This window comes from Microcoleus sp. D3_18a_C4 (assembly GCF_036702415.1).
Taxonomy (GTDB): Bacteria; Cyanobacteriota; Cyanobacteriia; order Cyanobacteriales; family Microcoleaceae; genus Microcoleus.
This window is the reverse complement of record NZ_JAUBTI010000105.1, coordinates 1-22523: the sequence shown is the minus strand read 5'-3', so window position 1 is coordinate 22523 and position 22523 is coordinate 1. Positions and strand designations below refer to the sequence as shown.

17 protein-coding genes and 1 pseudogene are annotated in these 22523 nt (G+C 46.8%); 6 read left to right on the top strand and 12 right to left on the bottom strand.

Annotation, left to right across the window (positions count from 1 at the left end; genetic code table 11):
• Window positions 1-225: 225 nt before the first annotated feature.
• Window positions 226-660: an MAPEG family protein gene (locus tag QUB16_RS27890; protein WP_333321198.1), complete on the bottom strand. Its 435-nt coding sequence runs from the start codon at window positions 658-660 to the stop codon at window positions 226-228.
• A 9-nt stretch (window positions 661-669) separates the two neighbouring features.
• On the bottom strand, window positions 670-1098 hold the full coding sequence (locus QUB16_RS27885) for a DUF6220 domain-containing protein (RefSeq protein ID WP_333321196.1): 429 nt from the start codon (window positions 1096-1098) through the stop codon (window positions 670-672).
• Between the two features lie 178 nt (window positions 1099-1276).
• Between QUB16_RS27885 and QUB16_RS27880 the strand changes: the two genes are divergently transcribed.
• Entirely contained in the window at window positions 1277-2026 is a 750-nt protein-coding gene (locus QUB16_RS27880; protein WP_333321194.1) for a LuxR C-terminal-related transcriptional regulator, read from the top strand.
• A 128-nt stretch (window positions 2027-2154) separates the two neighbouring features.
• On the opposite strand, the gene QUB16_RS27875 is transcribed toward QUB16_RS27880, so the two are convergent.
• From QUB16_RS27875 to QUB16_RS27840, 9 genes and pseudogenes are all read right to left on the bottom strand, one after another.
• Complete coding sequence (locus tag QUB16_RS27875) at window positions 2155-3228, bottom strand: M14 family metallopeptidase (RefSeq protein ID WP_333321192.1); 1074 nt, start codon at window positions 3226-3228, stop codon at window positions 2155-2157.
• Between the two features lie 226 nt (window positions 3229-3454).
• Entirely contained in the window at window positions 3455-3571 is a 117-nt protein-coding gene (locus QUB16_RS33710; RefSeq protein WP_445251174.1) for a type II toxin-antitoxin system Phd/YefM family antitoxin, read from the bottom strand.
• Window positions 3572-3672: 101 nt separating this feature from the next.
• Window positions 3673-3942, bottom strand: coding sequence for a ParE family toxin-like protein (locus tag QUB16_RS27870; RefSeq protein WP_333321190.1), 270 nt, complete (start codon window positions 3940-3942; stop codon window positions 3673-3675).
• On the bottom strand, window positions 3939-4157 hold the full coding sequence (locus QUB16_RS27865; RefSeq protein ID WP_194067340.1) for a hypothetical protein: 219 nt from the start codon (window positions 4155-4157) through the stop codon (window positions 3939-3941). Before QUB16_RS27865 ends, QUB16_RS27870 begins: the two co-directional genes overlap by 4 nt.
• Before the next feature lie 84 nt (window positions 4158-4241).
• Window positions 4242-4688, bottom strand: a pseudogene (locus tag QUB16_RS27860) (DUF6000 family protein); the annotation flags it as partial.
• Between the two features lie 424 nt (window positions 4689-5112).
• Complete coding sequence (ndhD1, locus tag QUB16_RS27855; RefSeq protein WP_445251173.1) at window positions 5113-6699, bottom strand: photosynthetic/respiratory NAD(P)H-quinone oxidoreductase subunit D1; 1587 nt, start codon at window positions 6697-6699, stop codon at window positions 5113-5115.
• Between the two features lie 523 nt (window positions 6700-7222).
• Window positions 7223-9268 (bottom strand): NAD(P)H-quinone oxidoreductase subunit 5, encoded by a 2046-nt coding sequence (locus QUB16_RS27850; RefSeq protein WP_333321201.1) that lies wholly within the window; start codon window positions 9266-9268, stop codon window positions 7223-7225.
• A gap of 361 nt (window positions 9269-9629) precedes the next feature.
• The gene (locus QUB16_RS27845) at window positions 9630-10007 is read right to left on the bottom strand and encodes a thioredoxin family protein (RefSeq protein WP_333321188.1); all 378 of its coding nucleotides are present in this window, start codon (window positions 10005-10007) and stop codon (window positions 9630-9632) included.
• 44 nt (window positions 10008-10051) lie between these two features.
• A complete protein-coding gene (locus QUB16_RS27840) occupies window positions 10052-10765 on the bottom strand; it encodes an NnrU family protein (RefSeq protein WP_333205681.1) in 714 nt (237 codons plus the stop codon).
• 296 nt (window positions 10766-11061) lie between these two features.
• Here QUB16_RS27840 and QUB16_RS27835 point away from each other — a divergent pair, with 296 nt between their 5' ends.
• The 3 genes from QUB16_RS27835 to QUB16_RS27825 all read left to right on the top strand — a co-directional run bounded on the left by QUB16_RS27835 (window position 11062) and on the right by QUB16_RS27825 (window position 15654).
• Complete coding sequence (locus tag QUB16_RS27835) at window positions 11062-12066, top strand: LysR family transcriptional regulator (RefSeq protein ID WP_015174889.1); 1005 nt, start codon at window positions 11062-11064, stop codon at window positions 12064-12066.
• Between the two features lie 139 nt (window positions 12067-12205).
• Complete coding sequence (locus QUB16_RS27830; RefSeq protein ID WP_333321186.1) at window positions 12206-13666, top strand: serine/threonine-protein kinase; 1461 nt, start codon at window positions 12206-12208, stop codon at window positions 13664-13666.
• 314 nt (window positions 13667-13980) lie between these two features.
• Window positions 13981-15654: an asparagine synthase-related protein gene (locus tag QUB16_RS27825; RefSeq protein WP_333321185.1), complete on the top strand. Its 1674-nt coding sequence runs from the start codon at window positions 13981-13983 to the stop codon at window positions 15652-15654.
• A 654-nt stretch (window positions 15655-16308) separates the two neighbouring features.
• Here QUB16_RS27825 and QUB16_RS27820 read toward each other — a convergent pair.
• Window positions 16309-17313 (bottom strand): zinc-dependent alcohol dehydrogenase family protein, encoded by a 1005-nt coding sequence (locus tag QUB16_RS27820; RefSeq protein ID WP_333321200.1) that lies wholly within the window; start codon window positions 17311-17313, stop codon window positions 16309-16311.
• A gap of 1 nt (window position 17314) precedes the next feature.
• On the opposite strand from QUB16_RS27820, the gene QUB16_RS27815 reads away from it, so the two are divergent.
• Both QUB16_RS27815 and QUB16_RS27810 read left to right on the top strand, forming a co-directional pair.
• Entirely contained in the window at window positions 17315-18652 is a 1338-nt protein-coding gene (locus QUB16_RS27815) for a transposase (RefSeq protein ID WP_333321183.1), read from the top strand.
• Between the two features lie 156 nt (window positions 18653-18808).
• Window positions 18809-22354 carry an EAL domain-containing protein gene (locus tag QUB16_RS27810; protein ID WP_333321181.1) on the top strand — a complete coding sequence of 1182 codons (3546 nt, stop codon included), beginning with the start codon at window positions 18809-18811 and terminating at the stop codon, window positions 22352-22354.
• The last annotated feature ends 169 nt before the right edge of the window (window positions 22355-22523 follow it).

The window sequence follows — 22523 nt, the reverse complement described above, 5'->3', positions numbered from 1 at the left end:
CCGTCCAAAAAGGACGGGCGGGACGCCCATCCCACAATAACAATTAAAATTGTAAGTTATTTAATTCGCGATCCTTATTGAGTATTGCGATCGCGACCTAACGACTCGGTTCAGTTGCAGACCGCGCCACAAGACCCGGAAAAAACAGGCAGAAACAGGGTGGACTTTCCGCTGCACGCTCATTGTTCGGCGACTGTTGATAACTTCTACCTCATTTGAACGACGTTAATTGATTGTGCCAAAGTGAATAAGTGCTGCGCGGATCGCGATGAACCACACCGCGAGCGTGGCAAATAGGTAAAGGTAGAACCGAAGTATGATGAGATTGAATGTGCAATGGACAGCACTATGCAATGTGCGAAACACAACAAAGACCCAGGCGGCGTTCACATACACTGTATCCACCTGCTTTGTGATGAACAGGTATAGGACAAGCGCATAGAAAAGTACCGGAATCTCGAACAGGTTTTTTAGGTTATCCGATGGATTGGATACGCTGGGGGGCGAAATTTGTGCCAGTGCGCCCGGTACAGCAAGTTCATTCGGGGCAAGCTTTATACTGTTGATAAAACTGATACGGCGGATGTACATATACACCCAGACTAGGAGTGTTAGAAACACTGTGGCAAAGAAGGGAGTGAAGATTGCATCTTGCGTCATTTATACCTCTCAAAGTTGATTATTTTGATAGTTGCGGAACGATAAAGTAGACGATAGGCGATGTACAAGGCTTGAAGAAACATAGAGTAACGTAAATCCAATTAGAGGATGCAGTATCTCTAGGTGAAGAGGACTTTTAAGATGAATGCTGGAAAATTGTAGTCCAAGCAGGATTGGCAAACTTGCGGCGAGATGTCGTATTCTGCGTGAGAATGGGGCGATAAACGACCATCCCAGTAATACTAATGACAGCCCACAGTATCCTCGCACTAGCCAAACATGAATATTCCACCATGCAGGATTATTGAAGTAGGCAACTCCAACCGTTAATAACTGAGCAATCAAACAGACATTAAAGATGATTGAAGTCACATAAAAGCTGATGAGTATCCCACGTGTGGGAGTGCGATCGGGCTCGGTTTCCAAACTGGTTGTCATGTTAAGTTGCTTTTGAGATTACAAGGGTAATATAATTCGAGTATTGCAATGCTTCTAGACCTCGATCGGGTACTCTTTTTCACAATCAAGCAATTTGGTTACAAGCGCCCGGATTCATCCGTGGGGTCAATTCTAAAATCTAAAATCTAAAATCTAAAATCTAAAATCGGTTGACACCATGACCAGGAAAAGTCCCTTGCAGCTTTTATTTGAAGCGATCGACCAGGTAAAGGACGAACAAGATTTGCGATCGCAAGTCGTGCCTAAAATCGGTGAGTATTTTGCAGCTAAGCGATCTGGAATCTTTTTCTTCGATCAACTGCCCTTGGTAGATAGTAATCTTCAGAAAATACTGAAAGTTGGGCTATCGATCGAGCACAATCCTGTTGTGCGTTATTTAGCGGAACGTCATGCTCCTGTCCATGAAGCATTGGTGGCATCACCCAAGGTTTGGACAATAATTTGTCCCCGACCCGATCATTGGCACGTGATGGCGGGGCCGATTGTCAGTCGCGGTCAATTAATGGGTGTAGTGGGTTGTACGCGCGATCGATCCATGCCCGCTTTCGATACAGAAAATCTAGCCGATTTGAGTGCGATCTGTTTGCATTTGTCTGTTTGGGCTGCAACAGTACGCGCGGCGAAGCTATCCCGTAGGGAATCGCAACACCAACCTTTGAAGACCTCACGCCTAACGCCTCGTGAATTGCAAATTGCCGAATTGGTTGCTTTGGGGCGAACCAACGTAGCAATCGGGAGGGAACTTTGGATTACTGAGAATTCAGTGAAGCAAGCTTTGAAGCGAATGTTCCGTAAGCTTGACGTTTCGTCTCGTGCAGAAATGGTTGCACAGCTTTCGGCGACAAAATATAATTTGCCAAGTGTAAAAATGTCTCCATCCAACTTGATGCAGAACACTCACCAATAAACTTAACGCTAGAAACACCGAGAGCGATCCTCTTCGAGGGCTTCGCTAACGTACTTAATTGAAGAGCGATCGTTCTAGTGGTAATTTTGAAGTATTGAGTAGGGCGATCGCTTACCGTCATAACCCATTCAGTCAATCAAGGCTCGTTTACAAACCTCAAGTCCTTGATTTAAGCATTGTTCTCGCCACTTGTGAGATATGGGTGCAAACATTTCTACCAACTGGTCTTTTGTCCATTCATAGCTCTGGTCTGACTTACCCCACCAGTAAGCACGATTCTCCGCCCGCAATGCCTTCAAGACTTGAATCGTTGAGTAAGTGCCAAATTCTGCGGTTAGTAAATCATAGCGACACTCTGGTAGAAGAGCTTGGCACCAAGTTTTTAATCCACCGCGAATTGGATATGACACGCCTTCTGTACTGTTCGGTTCTATTGTTTCTACTCCAAATCGTTGAGCTAGCCTTGAACAAGATTCTGATGTTGCAGATGCGTCAAGCAAAAGCTTATAAGTTCCCCAGCGTCCTAAACCTGTGTGGAAATCAATATGCACTACCTCTGAAGCATTACCAATCCATTGGGGCAAATTGCTAGCTAGAATCTCTTGAGTTTTGGATGCAGCATGACCACCAAAAAAAAGTCCCTTTGGAAAATCGTATTGCCCTACAGGAAAAGTGTTTCTCAAACTGGTCATTCCATATCTCAATATCAGCCATATAGATTTAAGAATATAAGGTTCAAAGCGTGATGGAGGTAAAGTTGGATTTAGAAAGGAATTGAATTTAGGATAGTCCTTTGGGCTGCCCTCAAAAACTCCTTCATATAATAAAAAGTTACGGTTTAAGTCTATGTTATTTTCATTCCAACGTCGTCGCCAGGCAAAACCATAAGGATTCAGAGCATGAATAAATACAACCTTAATATCAGGTGACAAGGATGTGAGAAGTTGCTGCTTTTCTAACAAGGTAAGTTGGATTGCAGATCCCAAAAAGCCTTCTACTCCATGCAAGCCACTAGAAATGACTACACATCGTCGTGGGTTTGAAGAACCACCGATCGCCACATCAATAGTTAATTCTTCACCAGTTGGACTGACCCAATCAATTGGATAGGCTGTGTGCTGATAACCCAAAGATGAAGATGCTGCTCGAAATCGCTCTCGTGCAGTAATGTAGTTGGGTGAAAATGCGTCTGAATAGCTCATAAATCTTCATTACCCACCAGTAACCTTAGAACTATGCCTCAAAAGATAACTCACACGGCATAACTATTAATTATACTGTAGTTGATGTGCCTATCTAGCAAAATCTTCATTTACCTTCAAATGCACTGAGGATATCTTCTGGCAAAGGATCATCGAAATCCTCTGGAACAGTAAACTCGCCTGCACACAAACTGAATGGTCGTAATTGCTTGCTGCTAGAAATAGGTCAGAGTTCGGCGATCGGCTTATCTGCTTGCAGGATAACAAAAGTTGCACCTGCTTCCACTTGACGGATATACTTTGAAGGATCGCGCTGAATTTCGTCAACTGTCACGTTCAACATAAAAATGCCTCAGTATAAAGCTCAAAAGCAGTTTCATGGTCTTTTTCAACAACCGCAGTGAACGTTCTGATAAAGTTAAACTAAAGTAGATGAAATAACCATTATAACTGAGATAGCAACCTGTCGTACTCTGCGTGTGAACCAACCCAAAACCAAATCACAGTATCTCCATCCAACTGACCAACGGCTCGATAGTTGTTGCTGATTCTAGCAGAGTAGATTGGTAACTCTGGATGCACTTTTTTGAAACGCAGACTGGGATAACTTGGGTTTTCCTGGAACTGGCGATATGCCTCGCGTGTTTGCTCTTGAACTTGTTTTGGCAGTGCCGCAAAAGATTTACGGAATTCGGCTGTAGTACGGGACTTCACAATGTTTCTGGATCGAGTTCTTGGGTTTTACCTGCGTGATACTCAGCCATTGCGGAGGCTGCAAGTTTAGCAAGAACATCGGGAGAACTCGCAAATGCTCGATCCCATCTTAGATCGTCTTGAAGTTCTTCCAAAATCATTGAGGCGATCGCATCTTGCTCACTTGCAGACAAGGTTTTCAACTTAGCGATCGCACGCTCCAGTAACTCAGTCATGGCTAGCACACTCTTACAATGAAAATGGCATATTATTTATTATCGCTTATTCTAGGCAAATCGATATCTAGGAAGCCGAGCTATCTACGTCGCAAATTCTGGGAAATACTTGTCTACAAAGTCCATAACCTTTTGAAAGTGGAGAATTCCTTCCTCTGGCCTTAGTGTCCCATACTCGTGGTCTAGATATCTAAGTTTCCAATTATCGGAGTTTTTTAGATAAACCTGTGCATAATCTGTTCCATGCCTGCGATCTAACCACCGTAAGGCTCCAATAGCCCATTCTTGGTCGTATTGTCGCTCACCAACGGGTAAGTATGTGTCGAGATACGATCGCAAAACTCTTACCGACTCAGCATCATCAAAACGAGCTAATGCAAAACAATGAAATTGTCCTGCATAACAAGTTTGACTTGGAATCAGCAAACTTTCAATTTTCTTGAGATGGTGTGGAAAGCGCCCAATTCCACAAAGCCAACTTGCAGTAATTGTATGTCTCCAACAACCATTATACATCTGGATAAGTTCTTTGTCAGTTACTTCATATCAAGCAACTCTTGTCGAGTCCACAAACGCATCTACATCTTCTTTGTCAATCCGTCGTAAAAAGTTACCGTGTAAAACGTTGAGATAAAGTGGCTGGACATAATGCTTTAAAATATTATATTCTGTCATTCTCTTTGAGTATCAAATTGTTAAGACGGAACATCTCAAATATAACATCATCGCAAATGGATGCGAACCTCTAAGGCGTTGCTGATTCACGGTATGAATCAACTTTTCGCTTGAAGTTACAAAACTCACCATACTGGGCTTATAGCAATTGGGAAATATTGAATTCATACCTGTATTAAGCAACGCCTAATAGACAAGCTCCAGCCCCAAAAAAATATAAAACCCCCAAACCCGATTTTAAAATCGGGTTTGGGGGTTTTATTCCTAAATCTCGTTCAAATCACAACTTACTCGGCTCGATCGCCGGTGCGCGCAAAGACACAGTTTTATCCGTAGCAGCCTTAGCCACAAGCGACGGCACAGAATCGCGCAACTTTGCAGTCAACTGTACAGTAGTCGCATCGTAAACCTGAGTCAGCATCTTAGGATACAAACCAATGCCAATAATAGGCACTAACAGAGCCGCAATAATAAACACTTCTCGCGGTTCCGCATCCACCAATTCCTCGTGTTCCGACAATTCCTTATTTTCAGGCCCGTAGAAGATTTCACGCAGCATTGACAGGAGATAAATCGGAGTCAAAATCACCCCGACAGCAGCTAGAAATACCACACAAACCTTAAACACAGGATTGTAAGCATCGCTGGTTGCAAAACCCACAAACACCATCAATTCTGCTACAAAACCGCTCATTCCCGGCAAAGCCAAAGAAGCCATAGAACAAGCAGTCCACATCGCAAAAACCTTACGCATTTTCTGTCCTACACCGCCCATTTCGTCGAGCATGAGCGTGTGAGTGCGATCGTAAGTGCAGCCCACCATAAAGAACAAACTCGCCCCGATTAAACCGTGGGAAACCATTTGCAGCATTGCACCGCTAATTCCCAAATCGGTAAACGAAGCTATCCCAATCAGCACAAACCCCATGTGCGAAATCGAAGAATAAGCAATTTTTCGCTTCAAATTGCGCTGAGCAAAAGAAGTTAAGGCGGCGTAAACAATGTTAACCACGCCCAAAATTACCAAGATGGGTGCGAAGACAGCGTGAGCATCCGGGAGCATTCCCGCATTCATCCGCAGTAAAGCATAGCCGCCCATTTTTAGGAGAATTCCTGCTAGCAACATGTGGGCGGGTGCGGTTGCTTCGCCGTGAGCGTCAGGGAGCCAAGTGTGCAGCGGAAAAATCGGCAGTTTGACGCCGTAAGCTATTAAGAAACCTGTGTACAGGAGCAATTCTACATTGGGGGCGTAATCTTTAGCTGCGATCGCCCGCATATCAAAAGTCACCGTATCCCCGTAAAACGCCATCGTCAGCGCGCCCAGCAAAATAAACAGCGAACCGCCTGCGGTGTAAAGGATAAACTTAGTTGCTGCGTAGAGCCGCTTTTTGCCGCCCCAGATGGACAAAATCAGGTAAATCGGGACTAATTCCAGTTCCCAAACTAGGAAAAACAGCAACATATCCTGCACGGCAAAAACTGCGATTTGGCCGCCGTACATTGTCAGCATCAAAAAGTAAAAAAGCTTCGGTTTAAATGTGACAGGCCAAGCAGCTAAAGTAGCCAGCGTAGTAATAAAACCAGTCAGCAAAATCAGCGGCATCGATAAACCGTCAGCACCCACCGACCAATTCAAATCGAGTTGCTGCACCCAAGTATAGCTTTCTACCAGTTGCAAATCTGGATTGCTGAAGTCGTACTGAGTGTAAAAAGCGTAAACAAGTAGGGCAAAATCGATCAAACCGACAATTAGGGCATACCACCGCACCGTCTTGCCATCCTTATCGGGAATTAAAGGAATCAGCAAGGACGCAGCAATGGGAAACAGAATTGTTGTTGTTAACCAGGGAAAGTTAGCTGTATCCATTGCGTTTTAAAATGATCCATCAGTTATTAGGTTTAAACACATTTTGCCAATTTTAGCCGAAATTTTATACTTTCTTTAGACGGAACATTTTTTTTTTGCTATTATTTGGACAATTTATGCGATCGCAACAGTGAATTTTAATGAAAGATTTATTTCTATTGGCTAATTGTCAATGGTGAGTTATTGAGATAATACCATTTCTTCAAATATCTCCTACTGGGGATACGGCAATGCCCAAAGCGTGTAAACTTAAGCCGAACATCTGCAAGTCCGCGAGTCCGCCAGGGGTTGAAACCCCTGGCTAATAGCGAAAGTCCTCGCTATGAGGACTAATAGATATCTCCAAAAAAGCCAGTATTGAACTGGCAAGATGCCTGTTCCACAATAAGAGTTTGAAGGAGTTCTTCAGTCCTCTTGAGAGGACTTTAGCTTTGAGACAGGGAATTCATTCCCTGTCGGACTGTCGGACTATCGGTTTTACCTGTTTGTTGACACCAATGGACAAGGCCGTGTCCCTACCGATTTAACTGACTCCAGACACGATCGCAAAACCCAGAACTGCGACAAACACAATCAGGGCATAAAACTGAGCGCGACCGCTCTCAAAGTATTTCAAACCTTCGCCGGTAATCAGCGTGACCAAACCGGTCAGGTTGACTACACCATCGACGACTCGCAAATCCACTTCCATGACTTGCCGCGCTAAACGGCGGCTGCCTTTGACAAAGAGAAAATCGTTGATATCGTCGAGATACCACTTGTTGAGGGAGAACTCGTAAAGCGGTTTGATTTTTTGGGCGATCGCACTTGCGTCAATTTTACGGCTCAAATACATCAGAGAAGCCAAAGTAATGCCCAGCAAAGCAATACCTACAGAGCTTCCGCCCATAATCAAAAATTCCGTCAAATTGAACTCAGCAGCGTGTTCCAAAACTTCTTCGAGAGACTCGCCTGGAGCGCGAACAAACTGCTCGAAATAATTGGCAAACGGCGTACCGAGAAAACCGATAAACACAGAAGGTACTGCCAACACTACCAATGGCAGAGCCATTGTCAGAGGAGATTCGTGAGGGAAATGGTCGTGCTCGTCGTGACTTTCGCCAGTTGATGCCAATTCCTTAACGTTCATCGCTCCAGGGCCGAAAACCAAACCCGGTTGCAGAAGTTGCTGTTTGATGGCGCTGTCATTGCCCCGGAATTCGCCCTCAAAGGTGCTGAAATACATTCGGAACATATAAAACGCGGTCATCCCCGCCGTCAGCCAGCTAACAGCCCACAAAGCGGGATTTGCTGCGAAGGCGCTGGCGAGGATTTCGTCTTTTGACCAAAAACCAGCAAAGGGCGGAATTCCGCAGATTGCCAAATTTCCGATTAAAAAGCAAGAAGCGGTAATCGGCATATATTTCCGCAAGCCGCCCATGACTCGCATATCTTGAGCGAGTGCGGGGTTGTGGCCTACAACTGCTTCCATACCGTGAATCACTGAACCTGAACACAGGAACAGCATTGCTTTGAAGTAAGCGTGAGTCATCAAGTGGAAAAGTCCGGCACTGTAAGCGCCGACGCCCATTGCCATCACCATGTAGCCGAGTTGGGAGATGGTGGAGTAGGCTAAGCCTTTTTTGATGTCATTTTGGGTAATCGCGATCGAAGCACCCATAAATGCCGTAAAACAGCCGGTGCACGCGATCAAATTCATGACTGCAGGCAGCCCTTCAAACACTGGGTACATCCGAGCGATCAGGAATACGCCGGCGGCTACCATTGTCGCGGCGTGGATTAAGGCCGAAATCGGTGTCGGGCCTTCCATTGCGTCTGGGAGCCAGACGTGGAGGGGGAATTGAGCGGATTTGGCTGCTGGGCCCAAAAATATCAGGACGCCGAAGATTGTCGCCAGAGTCGCCGAAAGAGCACCGGATTCGACTAATGAGTGCAGGCGTTCGCCCATCACCTCAAATTCAAAGCTGCCGGTTGCCCAGTAAATGCCGAGGATGCCCAGCAGCAGGCCGAAGTCGCCGACGCGGTTGGTGACAAAAGCTTTTTGGCAAGCGTCAGCAGCGGGTTTGCGATCGTACCAAAATCCGACTAGCAGGTATGAACACATACCTACCAGTTCCCAGAAAATGTAAATCTGAACGATGTTCGGGCTGATTACCAGACCCAACATCGACGCGCTGAAGATGCTCAGGTAGGCGTAAAAGCGCACGTACCCGTCATCGTGAGCCATGTAGCCGTCGGTGTAAATCATCACCAAAAAGGCGACCGTAGTGACGATCGCCAGCATCACCGCCGTCAGGGGGTCAATGATATAGCCCATATTCAGCGAGAAGTCGCCCGCAGAAGCCCACTGAATACTGCGGGTGTAGGGTGCGTGGCCCTGTAGTTGACTCCACAGCAATGCGAAAGAGAGTACCATTGACCCTCCGAGTGTGGAGACGATTAATATCGCATTCGCTTGTCGGAGTTTGTTGGTTGCCTGGTTAAAGGTGATTAAGCCTAGACCTACTAGCATTGCGCCTGCCAGTGGCAGGACTGGGATCAGCCAAGCGTATTGATAAAGCAGTTCCATGACTGATAGGTAGTTTAAAGTTTCTACTAGATATTGCCACAATTCTTTACAAATTGTGGCACACGCCTGCGCGACTAGGCCAAAATACTTGATCCAATTCTTTAAGTATTGCTATAGCCGAATGCGATCGCGAGCGAGACGATCGCACTACTTTTTTCATCGCGGGCGAGACGATCGCACTAAACGCCGAAAATTATTCCGGTGCAAACGAAAACTATACGACAAATCTCACAGTCCTGTACCTTCAAGACGGCGAGATTTATTTTGGTGTGGCATGGTTGAGGGACAAATGGGGAATGCCTTCTGCTTCCGACCTAAAAGCCGAAGGCATTGTACACAAGAGCCGAAAGCCTTGGAACCGTTACCTCTTGGCTACTTCCTGAAGTTGCAGCCGTTGAGATGGGGAAGCTACCTGAGCCGCGAGCATCCAGGAGTCCAGAGTCCGCCGCAGTTCCTCGCGTCCTTGGTAGTCTTCAAATCTAAATCGAACTTTATCGCCCTCAAACAAAATCAGCGTGGGCAGACTTGTCAGCCGATAAGTATGGGCCAACTTGAAACATTGATCGGCATTCACCCCTACAAGCTTGACTTTTTCTGCCCACTGTGCCTCAAAACTCTTAAGCGTGGGGTCGATCGCGCGGCACAAACCGCACCAGGGGGCGGAAAAGTGAACTAAAACGGGGGTAGAGGCTTGAAACACCTCTTGTGCAAAAGTGCGTTCGCTAACCGACAACACCATGAGCCCTCAAAATTTAATAATTTTTTTCTATCCTAGGGATCATGCTACCAGTATATGTTCCTAGTGACACGCATCAAAAAAGGATGAATTTCCCACAGCAGGCCCGTAAAAATGACTACACCTAGATAGGAAGGGCGCAGAAACTCAAGCAAATCAAGGGTTTGACGCTTTTGTAGGATTGCCAAAAAAGGCATGATTGAGGTTCGAGATTTGATGGTTTCAAAGGATTCTCCAAAACGAGCCTGAAGTCGCCTGTCGCCGTGCCACACTCCGAACAGGTGGTGAAGTACCAAACCGATGGAAGTGACGAGGGTAAAGCTAGTGCCAATCCACAGGGTGTGGGCGACGCACCAAATCACCTGTCCCACCATTTGCGGGTGACGGGTGATACGAATGATGCCCGTTTCGTAGAGGTGAACTTGGGGCTTTTGGACGGCGGCAATTTCTAGGAGGTTGAAAGTTGCTGGGTACAGAAACAGAAAGGAAATTGCCGAAAGTATCCAAACTGCAGGTTTAACTCCGGGTACTCCCTGTACTTGCCAAAGCTGTACGCCGTCGTAGCGGTGGTTGAAAAAGTAGACAATCAGAATGACGGCTAGCGGCAAACTGACAAGGGCAAACAAAACGCGGTAAAGTCTCGGCCCGATCAGCTTTTCACCTTTGGGCCGGAGGGCTGCTAAACCGCTGTGGGCGATCGCAAAAACCAGTAACAGACCCAGAATAACTAAGTGGGAGTCGAGCGCCAAGTCGATCGTCATTGCAAATATTAAGAAAAGTTATTGATTCTCGGCCAATTTGTGTCACAAAGTATCTATGGGAGCATTCAGCGGTTATCAGTCATCACTCATCAGTCATCAGTCATTAGTGAGCCAATAGCAACTAAAGACCGAAGACAGAGGACGAGTACAACTGACTTTAAGGTTGCGTGTGTTGCAGCCAAATGACTGGCATCCAAGTCAACTCCGACTTTTGCACACCAAATCGAACCAGCTTGTCGATTGACCGCAGAGATTGACAGAAGACCCGCCCCTAAACCTACTGACAATTTAGATATATGTCTGACCTTCCTTTCACTTTAGACCAGTTACGCATTCTCAAGGCGATCGCCTCTGAAGGAAGCTTCAAACGCGCTGCGGACAGCCTCTATGTATCCCAGCCAGCAGTTAGCTTGCAAGTGCAAAACTTAGAGAGACAATTGGACGTGCCGTTGTTTGACCGGGGGGGGCGGCGAGCTCAACTGACCGAAGCCGGACACTTGCTGCTGAGTTACGGCGAGAAAATTTTATCGCTTTGTCAGGAAACTTGTCGAGCTCTGGAAGACTTGCAAAATCTCCAAGGCGGTACTTTGATCGTCGGCGCTTCTCAAACAACGGGAACCTATTTGCTGCCCCGGATGATTGGGATGTTTCGCCAAAAGTATCCGGATGTAGCAGTACAGCTTCACGTTCACTCGACCCGCCGCACGGCCTGGAGTGTAGCCAACGGGCAAATCGATTTGGCAATTGTTGGCGGAGAAATTCCTACCGAACTTGTAGAAGCTTTAGAAATTGTTCCTTACGCTGAGGACGAACTGGCTCTGATTCTCCCTCCATCTCACCCGATGGTACAACAAGAAACTATCCAAAAAGAAGACCTTTACAAATTGCAGTTTATATCCCTCGATTCGCAGTCTACGATCCGCAAAGTAATCGATCAGGTACTGACTCGCTGCGGCATAGACACGCGCCGCTTGAAAATAGAGATGGAGCTAAATTCGATCGAAGCCATTAAAAATGCCGTTCAGTCGGGGCTGGGAGCTGCTTTTGTGTCGGTTTCGGCGATCGAAAAAGAGTTGCTAATGGGCGTCTTGCACAAATCTCAAATGGACGAAGTTTTGGTAACTCGCATTTTGTCGCTGATTTACAACCCCAACCGCTACCGTTCTAAAGCAGCAGAGGCTTTCAGCAATGAAATTTTGCCCCAGTTTGCCACTTATTCGACCATCCTGGAGAAGAAAGAACCCCCGGCGCTCGATTTGGGATTCATAGAAATAGCAACTCCCAACTCGGCGGGAAGTTAATCTCTTAGGTCGCTGGCAGTTAGCAGTTCGCGGTTAGTTGAGAAATCGAAATTTGGTTTAACCATCACTTTTTCTTCATTCTTCCCTTTTCCCTCTTCCCTCTTTCTTCTTCCCTCTTCCTTCTTCTTAGCAAACAAAAATGGAAGTTTACTGCACCCGACCGGGCTGCCCGCGCCCTCAAAACTATTTTCCCGACCTCGATGACAGTTCGCGGCTGAAAACGGTGCAGCAAAAGTTTTGCACCGCTTGCGGGATGCCCATGATTTTGAGCGGGCGCTATTTGCCCGTGAGGTTGTTGGGTCAAGGCGGTTTTGGGGCGGCATTTTTGGCCAGAGACCGCTATACTCCCGCGATGCGGCAGTGCGTTGCTAAACTTTTGCAGCCGTCGGTAAGTCTGACTCCGCCCCAGCTAAAAATCGCTCAAACTCTGTTTGAACGGGAAGCGGCGGTGCTGGAAGAACTGGGAAACGAACATTCCCAAATTCCGAGTTTGCTGGCTTTTTTTGAGCTGACTGTTACGAGTTTGCAGCCGGGAAAAAACGATCAGTTTTTCTATCTGGTTCAAGAATTTATAGACGGTCAAAATTTGGAGGATGAACTAGCTGTTAAAGGCAGGTTTTCGGAGGCCGAAACCGTGGAGGTGCTGCGGGAAATTTTGAAGGTTCTCGATTTTGTGCACTCTCGCGGTTCGATTCACCGGGATATTAAACCTGCTAATATTATGCGGGGTAAAAACGGTCGGCTTTATTTATTAGATTTTGGGGCTGTTAAACAAGTAACACAAAGTGTTGGGAGTGCAAAAGCTTCGACTGGTATTTATTCTTTGGGTTACGCTCCGCCAGAACAGATGAGCGGGCAAGAAGTTTATCCGGCAACCGATTTGTATGCTTTGGCTGTGACTTGTATTACTTTGCTGAGCGGTTTGCAGCCGACGGAGTTGTTTGATAGTTACAGAAACGAATGGAATTGGCAGTCGCGGGTGCAGGTAAGTTCGCGTTTGGCTCATGTTCTCGATCGAATGTTATTATCAGCTCCCAGCCAGCGTTTTCAATCTGCAGCGGAGGTGGAAGCTGCTCTGATGTCTCGGCCTCAACAGCCTAACATCGTCGTGCAGCCACCGACCCTACGGACTCCGACTCCCCTACCGACTCAGCAGCTACCACCGACTCAGCAGCCTCCTGTACCTGTTCCTGCTACACCTCCCGGAGGGCTGCAACCTTCGCAGAGAGCGACTTTTTCGATTTGGGAGGTTTTGTCGGGGGCGGCGTTTACGGGTTTTGAGGCGGGAGTGCTGGCGATCGCCCTGACGAGTTTGCTGCCCTCTCCTGGCTTGAGTATCGGATTGTTGGGGATGATTGTGGCGGGTTTGATTTACGGCCAGTACCGCAGGGCGATCGAACAAACTGAGATGTTGATTATTGGTGCAGGTACTCTGGCTTTGCTGTGGTTTTTCCCGGTTTTACAGACGGCGGCACTTGCGATTTATCCTAATTCTCCGATCACTGGCGTGTTGTTTGTGGGATGGTTGGGTGCTTTGGGTGCGATCGCTGGAACAGCTATTTTTAGATTGATTTATAAGTTACTTTCAAACATTTTTTAACTTGCACCACTGTCAGCAACAGGCAAGATGCCTGTTCCACAAAGAGTGAATTTATTGTGGGATGGGCATCCTGCCCGTCCATAAAAAGCTTAATAAATCAATTGTTTTTCCCGGTTTTACAGACGGCGGCACTTGCGATTTATCCCAATTCTCCGATTACTGGCGTCAGCAACAGGCAAGATGCCTGTTCCACAAAGAGTGAATTTATTGTGGGATGGGCATCCTGCCCGCAACAGGCAAGATGCCTGTTCCACAAAGAGTGAATTTATTGTGGGATGGGCATCCTGCCCGTCCATAAAAAGGTTAATAAATCAATGGAAAATCAGAAGTCTATCTACCCTAATTGGGTCATTGCTTGGGGCCCAGAAGCCCGATCGCACCCTGCAACTTGGGAAACTTCCGATTTTGCCATAATCGGAGCTGAACCCACCTTCAGCCCCAATCAGCGATTTGTGCTGATTGGTGACTGCTGCTTCGATCGCACTTTGCTAGTCAAACAACAAATTGATACTGATGGATTGACCGATTTGGCGATCGTCGGACAGTTATGGGAAACATCCGGCCCTCAAACTTTGAGCTTATTGGAAGGACAATTTGCCCTTGCTGTGTGGGATCGAGACGAGCAAACCTTGTGTCTGGGGCGCGATCGCGTGGGAGCAAAAACGCTGTATTACACTCGCACGGGAACGACTCGCCATATTGCGCCTCGACTGCGATCGCTCAATCCGTATCACGATCGAGAACTTGATTTAGTTGCTTTGCGCGACTACTTGTGCTGTGCCTTTGTACCCGGATCACAAACGCTGTGGGAAGCGGTGCGAGAGTTGCGGCCCGGTAGCTACCTGTACTTACCGGATATTGAGGCGCAGAGATACTGGCAGCCACAGGAGCAAATTACTAACGCCGATCGCCCTTTGGAATGGCATAGTCAACAAGTGCGATCGCTTTTGGAACAACTGGTGCAGGAAGCGCTACCAGCGGGAGAACCAGTCGCAGCATATCTTTCGGGTGGTATTGACTCAAGTTGCGTCGCCGCGATCGCCACAAGGCTGCACGATCGCCCGGTACACACTTTTTCGATGCACTTTGGCGCTCAATATCCCAGCGAGATTGAATTTGCCAACATCGTTGCAGCACATTGTGGCACTGAGCACCATATTTTAGAAGTTTCGCCAAAGCAAATTTGGGAGTTGCTACCGGAAACGCTGGCGGCGATGGATGATCCGGTGGGGGAAGGCTTGACGGTGCCCAATTTGCTGTTGGGGCGATCGGCAAAGCAATTCGCAGACGTGGTACTGAATGGCGAAGGTGGCGATCCGTGCTTTGGCGGGCCGAAAAATAAGCCGATGCTGCTCAACAGTTTGTATGGTTCAATTCAGGGTAAACCAGATTCGATCGCAGCTTACTTGACTTCGTTTCAAAAATGCTATGTGGATTTGCCACGTTTGCTGAAGCCGGAGGTTTGGGAAAAGGTGAAGAATGCGCCTTCCGTCTTTGCTGAGGAATTGCAACAGACAGAAACGACGTTTTTGAATCGGCTGATGCGGCTCAACATTGAGTTTAAAGGAGCCGATTACATTTTGACTAAGGTGAATAATCTCACGGCTGCGGCGGGACTAAAAGCTCGATCGCCTTTGTTTGATTCGCGGATGGTGGCACTGAGTTTGCAAATTCCGCCAGAATATAAGCTTTCGGGCGCGCAGGAAAAAGCGGTTCTCAAAGCTGCTGTGGCGGATTTGCTGCCCGATGTGATTGTCAACCGTCCGAAAACTGGCATGGTGATGTCGATGCAGCAGTGGTTTTTGAGGGATTGGCAGCGGCAAGCGCGATCGTTGTTGCTGAATCGTCATGCGGCGATCGCGCCTTACCTCGATCGAACACTAATCCGCGAGTGGCTAAACTATCGTGGAGAAGTTTTTCCCCGCTATGGGCTGAAGCTGTGGCTGCTGGTGACGCTGGAAATTTGGTTACAAGTAAATCGCCGTTAGGCTCGCGAATTAAATAACTTACAATTTTAATTGTTATTGTGGGATGGGCGTCCCGCCCGTCTTTTTTGGACGGGCGGGACGCCCATCCCACAAACTTGTGGAAGTTATTTAATTCTCATTCCTTAGTTATCCAACATTAGGATACGGCGCCGTGCCTTTCGTGGTGTCAACTTCAGCAGTTGACGCCCAAATTTATCGATCGACAATGGCATTTTCCCTATGCGGTTTTTGCTCTTTTTTATAGAACCGATTTGACATCTTTTAGGCTGCCAGCTTTTTAATCATCAGCCTAATAATATGAATTCCGGTGGTATTGGAATTATTAAACCGCAGAGGGCGCAGAGGATACAGAGAAACGGAAGAGACAGATGAATCATTCCGATGCCAACGGATTTGATAGAAAACAAAGATTCACCTTGGTCGTCGAATTAGCCAGAGTTATCTCAAAATTATTAACGAGGATTTTGCACTTTTCTATCCAATAATTTCATATCATGTCCGATCGATTAACCATAATATCCCGGTCGGGGCGGGTTTTTGAGATTGTCAATTATTGGCAGGTATTCTTGGTGAACTCGCCCTACAAAAATCGCGGTTCCTCGACCGGACATGATATCAGTTGTGAATTTCTTATTTATTTAAGCATCCGCATTTTTAACCCCCAATTTCAAGCACTATTTTACCAGTTACTGAGCCTGTTTCTAACAGTTCGTGAGCGGCTTGCGCTTCTTCAAGAGGGAAAGTTTTGCTGACGTGAATTTTTAGCAAGTTGCGATCGCACAAACGAGCACACTTCTGCAGAATATGAGCCTGCTGTTCCTGTTCCTCCACCAAACCTTCCAGCATCGGTGTCAACATTAATTCCAGACTAATTCTCAGATTCCGCATTCTCGCTGTTTTCAAATTGCCCAAAGCCGGATCGGGTTCCAAAATTGTTACCAAATCTCCATAAATTTTCACAGTCGGAATAGTTTGGTAAAAAGTTTCTCCCCCGACTGTATCGAAAGCCAAATCAACTCCTTGTCCTTGAGTCCAAGTCAAAACCTCATCGACAACATTGGTGTTTTTGTATAAAATAACTGAATCTGCACCTAAGTGCTTGACAAAATTGGCTTTTTCCTCAGAACTAACAGTTGTGCAAACCTCTGCACCCTGCAATTTTGCCAACTGTACCGCGACGTGGCCGACACCGCCGGCACCAGCTTGAATCAGCACCTTTTGACCGGCTTGCAAGCGCCCTCGATCGTACAGCGATTCCCAAGCTGTAATTAAAACTAACGGTGCCGCCGCCGCCTCGGCAAAACTTAAAGCAGCCGGCTTGAGGGCGAGAAAGCGTTCGTCTACAACGGCAAACTCGGCATAAGTACCGATCGACCCGCCCAAACCGCCATTGCAGAAAAAAACCTCGTCTCCCACTTGGAAACTTTGCACACCAGCACCGACAGCCTCTACGACTCCGGCACCGTCGCACCCCAAAACGTGAGGAGTTTTCTCGGGGTAAAAAGTGCCGCGCGATCGCAACTTAGTATCTATCGGATTGATACCCGCCGCTCGCAACCGTACCAAAACATCTGTTTCTGTTTGTATAGTAGGGGCGGGGATATCTTGCAGTTTCAATACGGACGGGCTTCCGGGGGTTTGAAAAACGATAGCTTTCATCATGGGTGTTACACTAGATCAGATAATCCCTAGACTTTATTGTATCTTGCTTAGCAAAGCAACAAAAAACTTTTCGTTTCTCCCCAAAATTATGAGGGTTGTTGAAAGGCATTACATAGCTCGGCAGCATCAGTTTTATAAACAGTTTGATGACTTATCGTTTCTGTCCCGAAATCTATCCGATCGTGGTAAATATTATATGAGGAAACCCTTTTTTACTTCTGGCTCTAAAGTTGCTAATACCAGAATTATCAGACAGTTATCTGCACTATTAAAACCTACAGAAGGCTCTCAATCATTCCCTGCTAAAATTAGCAATCAAGTTCTCAAACAAGTTGTTCACGATTGGGAGGATTGCCAAAAGTCAAGAATAGCTTCTGACCGATATCTACCTCGATTTTTATTCCTCCCCAGCATCCCCCACTACAAACATACAATCTGGGGACGTAACTGGTTAAGTCAGGATAACCAATCGATAGAAAAAAGGGGAGGTGACAAAAATAATGGACTACTTCATTTATCTCAAAGTGACATAATAATTTCTACAAAATCCCAAAAGGTCATCAAGGTAAGGATAGGTCTTGAAACAGCGCTCTACTTTGTTGAGGCTGCCCATCAAAAGCTTGTAACGTTGGTGGATTTAAATTCTCACCTCATAGCAGGTATAGATTTAGGGATCGATCGCCTCGTCGCTTTGGCATCTAATAAGCCAACATTTATTCCAACTATCTATGATAAAAAACATCTCAAATCAATCCCTCAAGGTTTCAATCAGCGCCGAGCATTTTTAGTGTCAAAACTTGATCCGGGAAAATCTACGACGCGCCAAATCCAGCAAATCACCTTTAATCGAAACAAGCGATTAGAAAACTACCTTCATCAAACCAGTTTGATGGTCAAGCGGTTGGTGTATGAGAAAATAATCCTGTTAATTATTGGCACAAATGTGAGGAATAAACAAAATATAAAATCACCAAAAGAGCATCAGACTTTTGTAGTAATTCCTCATACCCATCTCCTAAAATTTATTACTTACAAAACTGAGTTAGTCGGGATCAAGGTAATAGTTACACAAGCATCTTATACAAATAAGTGCAGATTTTTGGATTTAGAGCCGATCGGTAAGCAAGAGTCTTACCAGGGTAAGGGAGGTAAACGTGGGTGGTTTCGGTCTTTGAATGACAGTCGGATTAATGCTGATGTGAATGCAGCGTTAAATATGATTATAAAAGTAAACGTAAACTCACCCTTAGAGGAGTGCCACAACCGTATAGATGGGTTTGCAGTGTCACCTGTACGGGTTGAGCCTGTACGAAAAGAACCACAAAAAGTTGGGTAATGTCAAGTATTGCCCGGTTTTTTGTCAACTGTTAACTCTCTTGTCGCCTTCACGGCGATCTGACCTTGTATTCGTTACCCATCCGTGGCGATACTTAGTTATTTTTAAATAGATTGGCTTCAGATAACTACAACAATTGTCGAGCGGTGTTAATCGATGTTCGATCTAGATTTATTTTTTTACTTTGAGATTCTTGCATATCTTCTGGGATTATCGGCGACTTTAGCCGTGGTGTCCGCGATTTATCTCAAGTGGCAGCGAAGGCCATCTAGTCTACCGCTAGCCCAAGAGCAACGGCAGTTGGCAGAATTAAAGCCAGACGATTTATCTGCGGGATTGAAAATGCAGAAAAACTTTTTGATTTTTCCCAACTCAAATCGGTGGCCGGCAACTGACAGCTTCTTGGGTAAAGTTTTAGGTATGGGCCGCTCTGTATTCTTCGCCCAGCAACAGCGCCTAACTGTGAATTCTTCGCCTATTGTGGGGCCTGGAACCTGCAAAACCCTAAGTCTGAGCATTTCGGGTTCGATGGGGGAAAATCTCGATCGCCCGAATGCCGAGAATCCTCCCAAAGTTACTGCTTCCGAGCAATTAGAGGAAGATTTGCTGGGCGAAATCCTAGCAGGTACTGAGTCGCCGGGGGGAGCAGAATTCTTTGATGCTTTAGTTGGCCACTTAGCCTCAGCACTCGGAGTTCGCACCGCCGTCGCTGCCAAATCGATTAAGTCGAAGGCACGCACCGATGCTGCTGCCGATAGATTGCAACTTATCAGTTTTTGGAGCGACGGACAGCAGCAGCCAAACTTTGAGTACGACACCGCCAATACTCCCGAAGCGCGGGTGCTGGAGGGGGGAATGTATTCCTGTCCAGACTACCTTGGGGAAACCTTTCCAGAAGACCGCAGACCGGTAGTTACAGGTGCGCGCAGTTTCCTGGGAGTCTTGCTGAAAAACTCTTACGGCGAACCTTTAGGCATTATTTGTATTTTCCACGATCGACCCCTGGTGGAAGCACATCTTGCCAAATTCCGATTAATTCTCAGCATCTTTGCCGGACGGGCCGCCGCCGAATTAGAGCGGCAGCGCCTAGAAGCCGCACTCTCCACTGTAGAAGCGAAATACTGCGCCCTGGTAGAACAAATGCCCGCTGTCACCTACATTTCTCCTCTCAACCGCAAGGCTGCCAAACTTTACATCAGCCCGCAAATCGAGACTTTTCTAGGTTATTCTGTAGCTGAATGGAGAGCCGATCCCGACCTGTGGCTGAAACTCGTTCACCCAGAAGACCGTGACCGCGTGTTAGTTGAAAACGCCACACAGAAATTCAGCGATGGAGAAGATATCTTCTGCGAGGGGTCGCTGGTTTCAGAATACCGCGCGATCGCCCGCAACGGCCGAGTCGTCTGGTTCCGCGATCGAGCGACCGCAGTTCGCGATGAAGCAAGCAAGTCTGTTATCCTTCAAGGCGCAATGTTTGACATCACCGAGACTAAAGTAGCTGCCAGCGCGCTGCTAGAAAGCGAATACCGCTATTACACCTTGGCAAAAATACTGCCTGTCGGGATTTTCCGCGCCGACGCTGCTGGAGATTGCTTGTACGTCAATGAGCGATTTTTGGAGATGGCGGGATTGACTGCGCCAAAGGCACTAGGCCAAGGTTGGGCCCAAAGTTTGCATCCCGAAGACCGCGATCGTGTTTTGAGCCAGTGGTATCGCGCTGTCACAGACAAGTTGCCCTGTAAGTTAGAGTTCCGCTTTTGCAACGGTGACTTCACAACCTGGGTATTTTGGCAAGCAGTGCCAGAAATTACCCAAAGCGGGGAAGTTCTAGGCTATCTCGGCACGTTGACCGATATCACCGATCGCAAGCAGGCAGAATTCGCGCTGCAACAGGCGGAAGAGAAATACCGCAGTATCTTTGAAAATGCGATCGAAGGCATTTTCCAGATAACGCCTGACGGGCGCTACCTCAGCGCTAACCCTGCTTTGGCGAGAATTTACGGCTACTCCTCGGCCGCCGACTTGATCGCGAACATACGCAACATCGACCGCCAACTTTACCTCGATCCCAACCGCCGCGTCGAGTTTTTGCGCGCGATCGAAAAACACGGTTTTGTGTCTGAGTTCGAGTCCCAAGTTTACCGCGCTGACGGCACTACTATCTGGGTTTCCGAGAACGGCCGGGCAGTTCGCGATCCTGACGGAAATTTACTTTACTACGAAGGCACTGTCGAAGATATTACCCTCCGCAAAATAGCCGAAGATAAGTTAGTACACGATGCTTTGCACGATATGCTAACCGGTTTGCCCAACCGATCTTTATTTATGGATCGCTTGGGGCACGCGATCGATCTTTCAAAACGCCGCCCCGAGATTTTGTTTGCGGTGCTGTTTATCGATCTCGATCGCTTTAAGGTTGTTAACGACAGTTTGGGGCATTTAGTGGGCGATCGGTTGCTGATCGCGATCGCGCAGCGCCTGGGAATCTGTTTGCGCGCTGGAGATACCGTTGCCCGTCTCGGCGGCGACGAATTCGCTATTTTGCTGGAAGATATCAAAAGCACCGAGGATGCGATCCAGATTGCCGAACGAGTGCAGGCGGAACTGGCAGAGCCTTTTTACCTTAACGAGTATCAAGTTTTTACCAGTGCTAGCATTGGGATTGTTTGTTCTGGTTTTCCTCGGTATCCAAGGGAAACCAGCAAACTGTCGAGTCCCGAAAATCTCGGAAATATCGATCGGGAAACTTCTTTGTCTTGCTTATCTTCTGACTCTCCTGTTCCCAATGCCCCGTTCCCAATATTGTACGATCGGCCTGAAGAACTGCTCCGAGATGCAGATGCTGCCATGTATCATGCTAAGGGATTGGGCAAAGCTCGCCACGAAGTTTTTGACTTAAGTATGCACACTCGCGCCGTCGCCCTTTTGCAACTGGAAAACGACCTGCGACGCGCTTTAGACTCCCAGGAATTTCAGCTTTACTATCAGCCCATCGTCTCTCTAGTTACTGGTAGAATCAGCGGTTTTGAAGCGCTGATGCGGTGGTATCACCCGCAGCGGGGTGTCGTATCTCCTGGCGAGTTTATTTTAGTAGCTGAAGAAACTAGATTGATTATACCTATGGGCTGGTGGATGATGCGATCGGCTTGCCGTCAGATCCACGAGTGGCACCAAAAATTCCCAGCAAATCCGCCGTTGACTGTCAGCGTCAACCTTTCTAACCAACAATTTAAACAACCGGATTTAATCGATCGCATTCGCGAAATTTTACAAGAAACTCAGCTTGACCCCCGCACTTTAAAGGTAGAAATTACTGAAGGCGTCATCATGGAGAATTCCGAATCAGCAGTCGCTATCCTCGCGGAATTGAAAAATTTAGAAATTCAATTATATATTGACGATTTCGGCACTGGCTATTCTTCTTTGAGCCGCCTGCACACTTTTCCAACTGATGCTTTAAAAATCGATCGAGCTTTTGTCAGCCGCATGACTGAAGATGAAGGCAACGAAGCGATTGTACAGACTATTTTAATTTTAGCCAGTCATTTAGGCATGGATGTAATTGCTGAAGGAATCGAAACCAGCGAACAGCTTAATTTACTCAGAGCGCTGCAATGCGAATACGGACAAGGATACTTTTTCTCAAAGCCGATAGACAGTATCGCAGCCACACTTTTGATAGAAAGTCAACCTAAATGGTAATTAGTCAAGAGTCATTAGTCATTAGTCATCAGTCATTGGTAATTGATAATTGGCAATAAGAAGTCGAAAGTTAAAAGTTAAAACATTCTTTCTGAGGGAGCATCTCAGTTTTGTAAAAAGCATTTTTTTTATTGTAGTGCGAGCGTCCCCGCTCGCGTATTGTACAATA

Coding starts and splice junctions, on each gene's coding strand:
- QUB16_RS27890 (WP_333321198.1), bottom strand. CDS start 660: ATGACGCAAGATGCAATCTTCACTCCCTTCTTTGCCACAGTGTTTCTA.
- QUB16_RS27885 (WP_333321196.1), bottom strand. CDS start 1,098: ATGACAACCAGTTTGGAAACCGAGCCCGATCGCACTCCCACACGTGGG.
- QUB16_RS27880 (WP_333321194.1), top strand. CDS start 1,277: ATGACCAGGAAAAGTCCCTTGCAGCTTTTATTTGAAGCGATCGACCAG.
- QUB16_RS27875 (WP_333321192.1), bottom strand. CDS start 3,228: ATGAGCTATTCAGACGCATTTTCACCCAACTACATTACTGCACGAGAG.
- QUB16_RS33710 (WP_445251174.1), bottom strand. CDS start 3,571: ATGTTGAACGTGACAGTTGACGAAATTCAGCGCGATCCTTCAAAGTAT.
- QUB16_RS27865 (WP_194067340.1), bottom strand. CDS start 4,157: ATGACTGAGTTACTGGAGCGTGCGATCGCTAAGTTGAAAACCTTGTCT.
- ndhD1 (WP_445251173.1), bottom strand. CDS start 6,699: ATGGATACAGCTAACTTTCCCTGGTTAACAACAACAATTCTGTTTCCC.
- QUB16_RS27850 (WP_333321201.1), bottom strand. CDS start 9,268: ATGGAACTGCTTTATCAATACGCTTGGCTGATCCCAGTCCTGCCACTG.
- QUB16_RS27845 (WP_333321188.1), bottom strand. CDS start 10,007: ATGGTGTTGTCGGTTAGCGAACGCACTTTTGCACAAGAGGTGTTTCAA.
- QUB16_RS27840 (WP_333205681.1), bottom strand. CDS start 10,765: ATGACGATCGACTTGGCGCTCGACTCCCACTTAGTTATTCTGGGTCTG.
- QUB16_RS27835 (WP_015174889.1), top strand. CDS start 11,062: ATGTCTGACCTTCCTTTCACTTTAGACCAGTTACGCATTCTCAAGGCG.
- QUB16_RS27830 (WP_333321186.1), top strand. CDS start 12,206: ATGGAAGTTTACTGCACCCGACCGGGCTGCCCGCGCCCTCAAAACTAT.
- QUB16_RS27825 (WP_333321185.1), top strand. CDS start 13,981: ATGGAAAATCAGAAGTCTATCTACCCTAATTGGGTCATTGCTTGGGGC.
- QUB16_RS27820 (WP_333321200.1), bottom strand. CDS start 17,313: ATGAAAGCTATCGTTTTTCAAACCCCCGGAAGCCCGTCCGTATTGAAA.
- QUB16_RS27815 (WP_333321183.1), top strand. CDS start 17,315: ATGGGTGTTACACTAGATCAGATAATCCCTAGACTTTATTGTATCTTG.
- QUB16_RS27810 (WP_333321181.1), top strand. CDS start 18,809: ATGTTCGATCTAGATTTATTTTTTTACTTTGAGATTCTTGCATATCTT.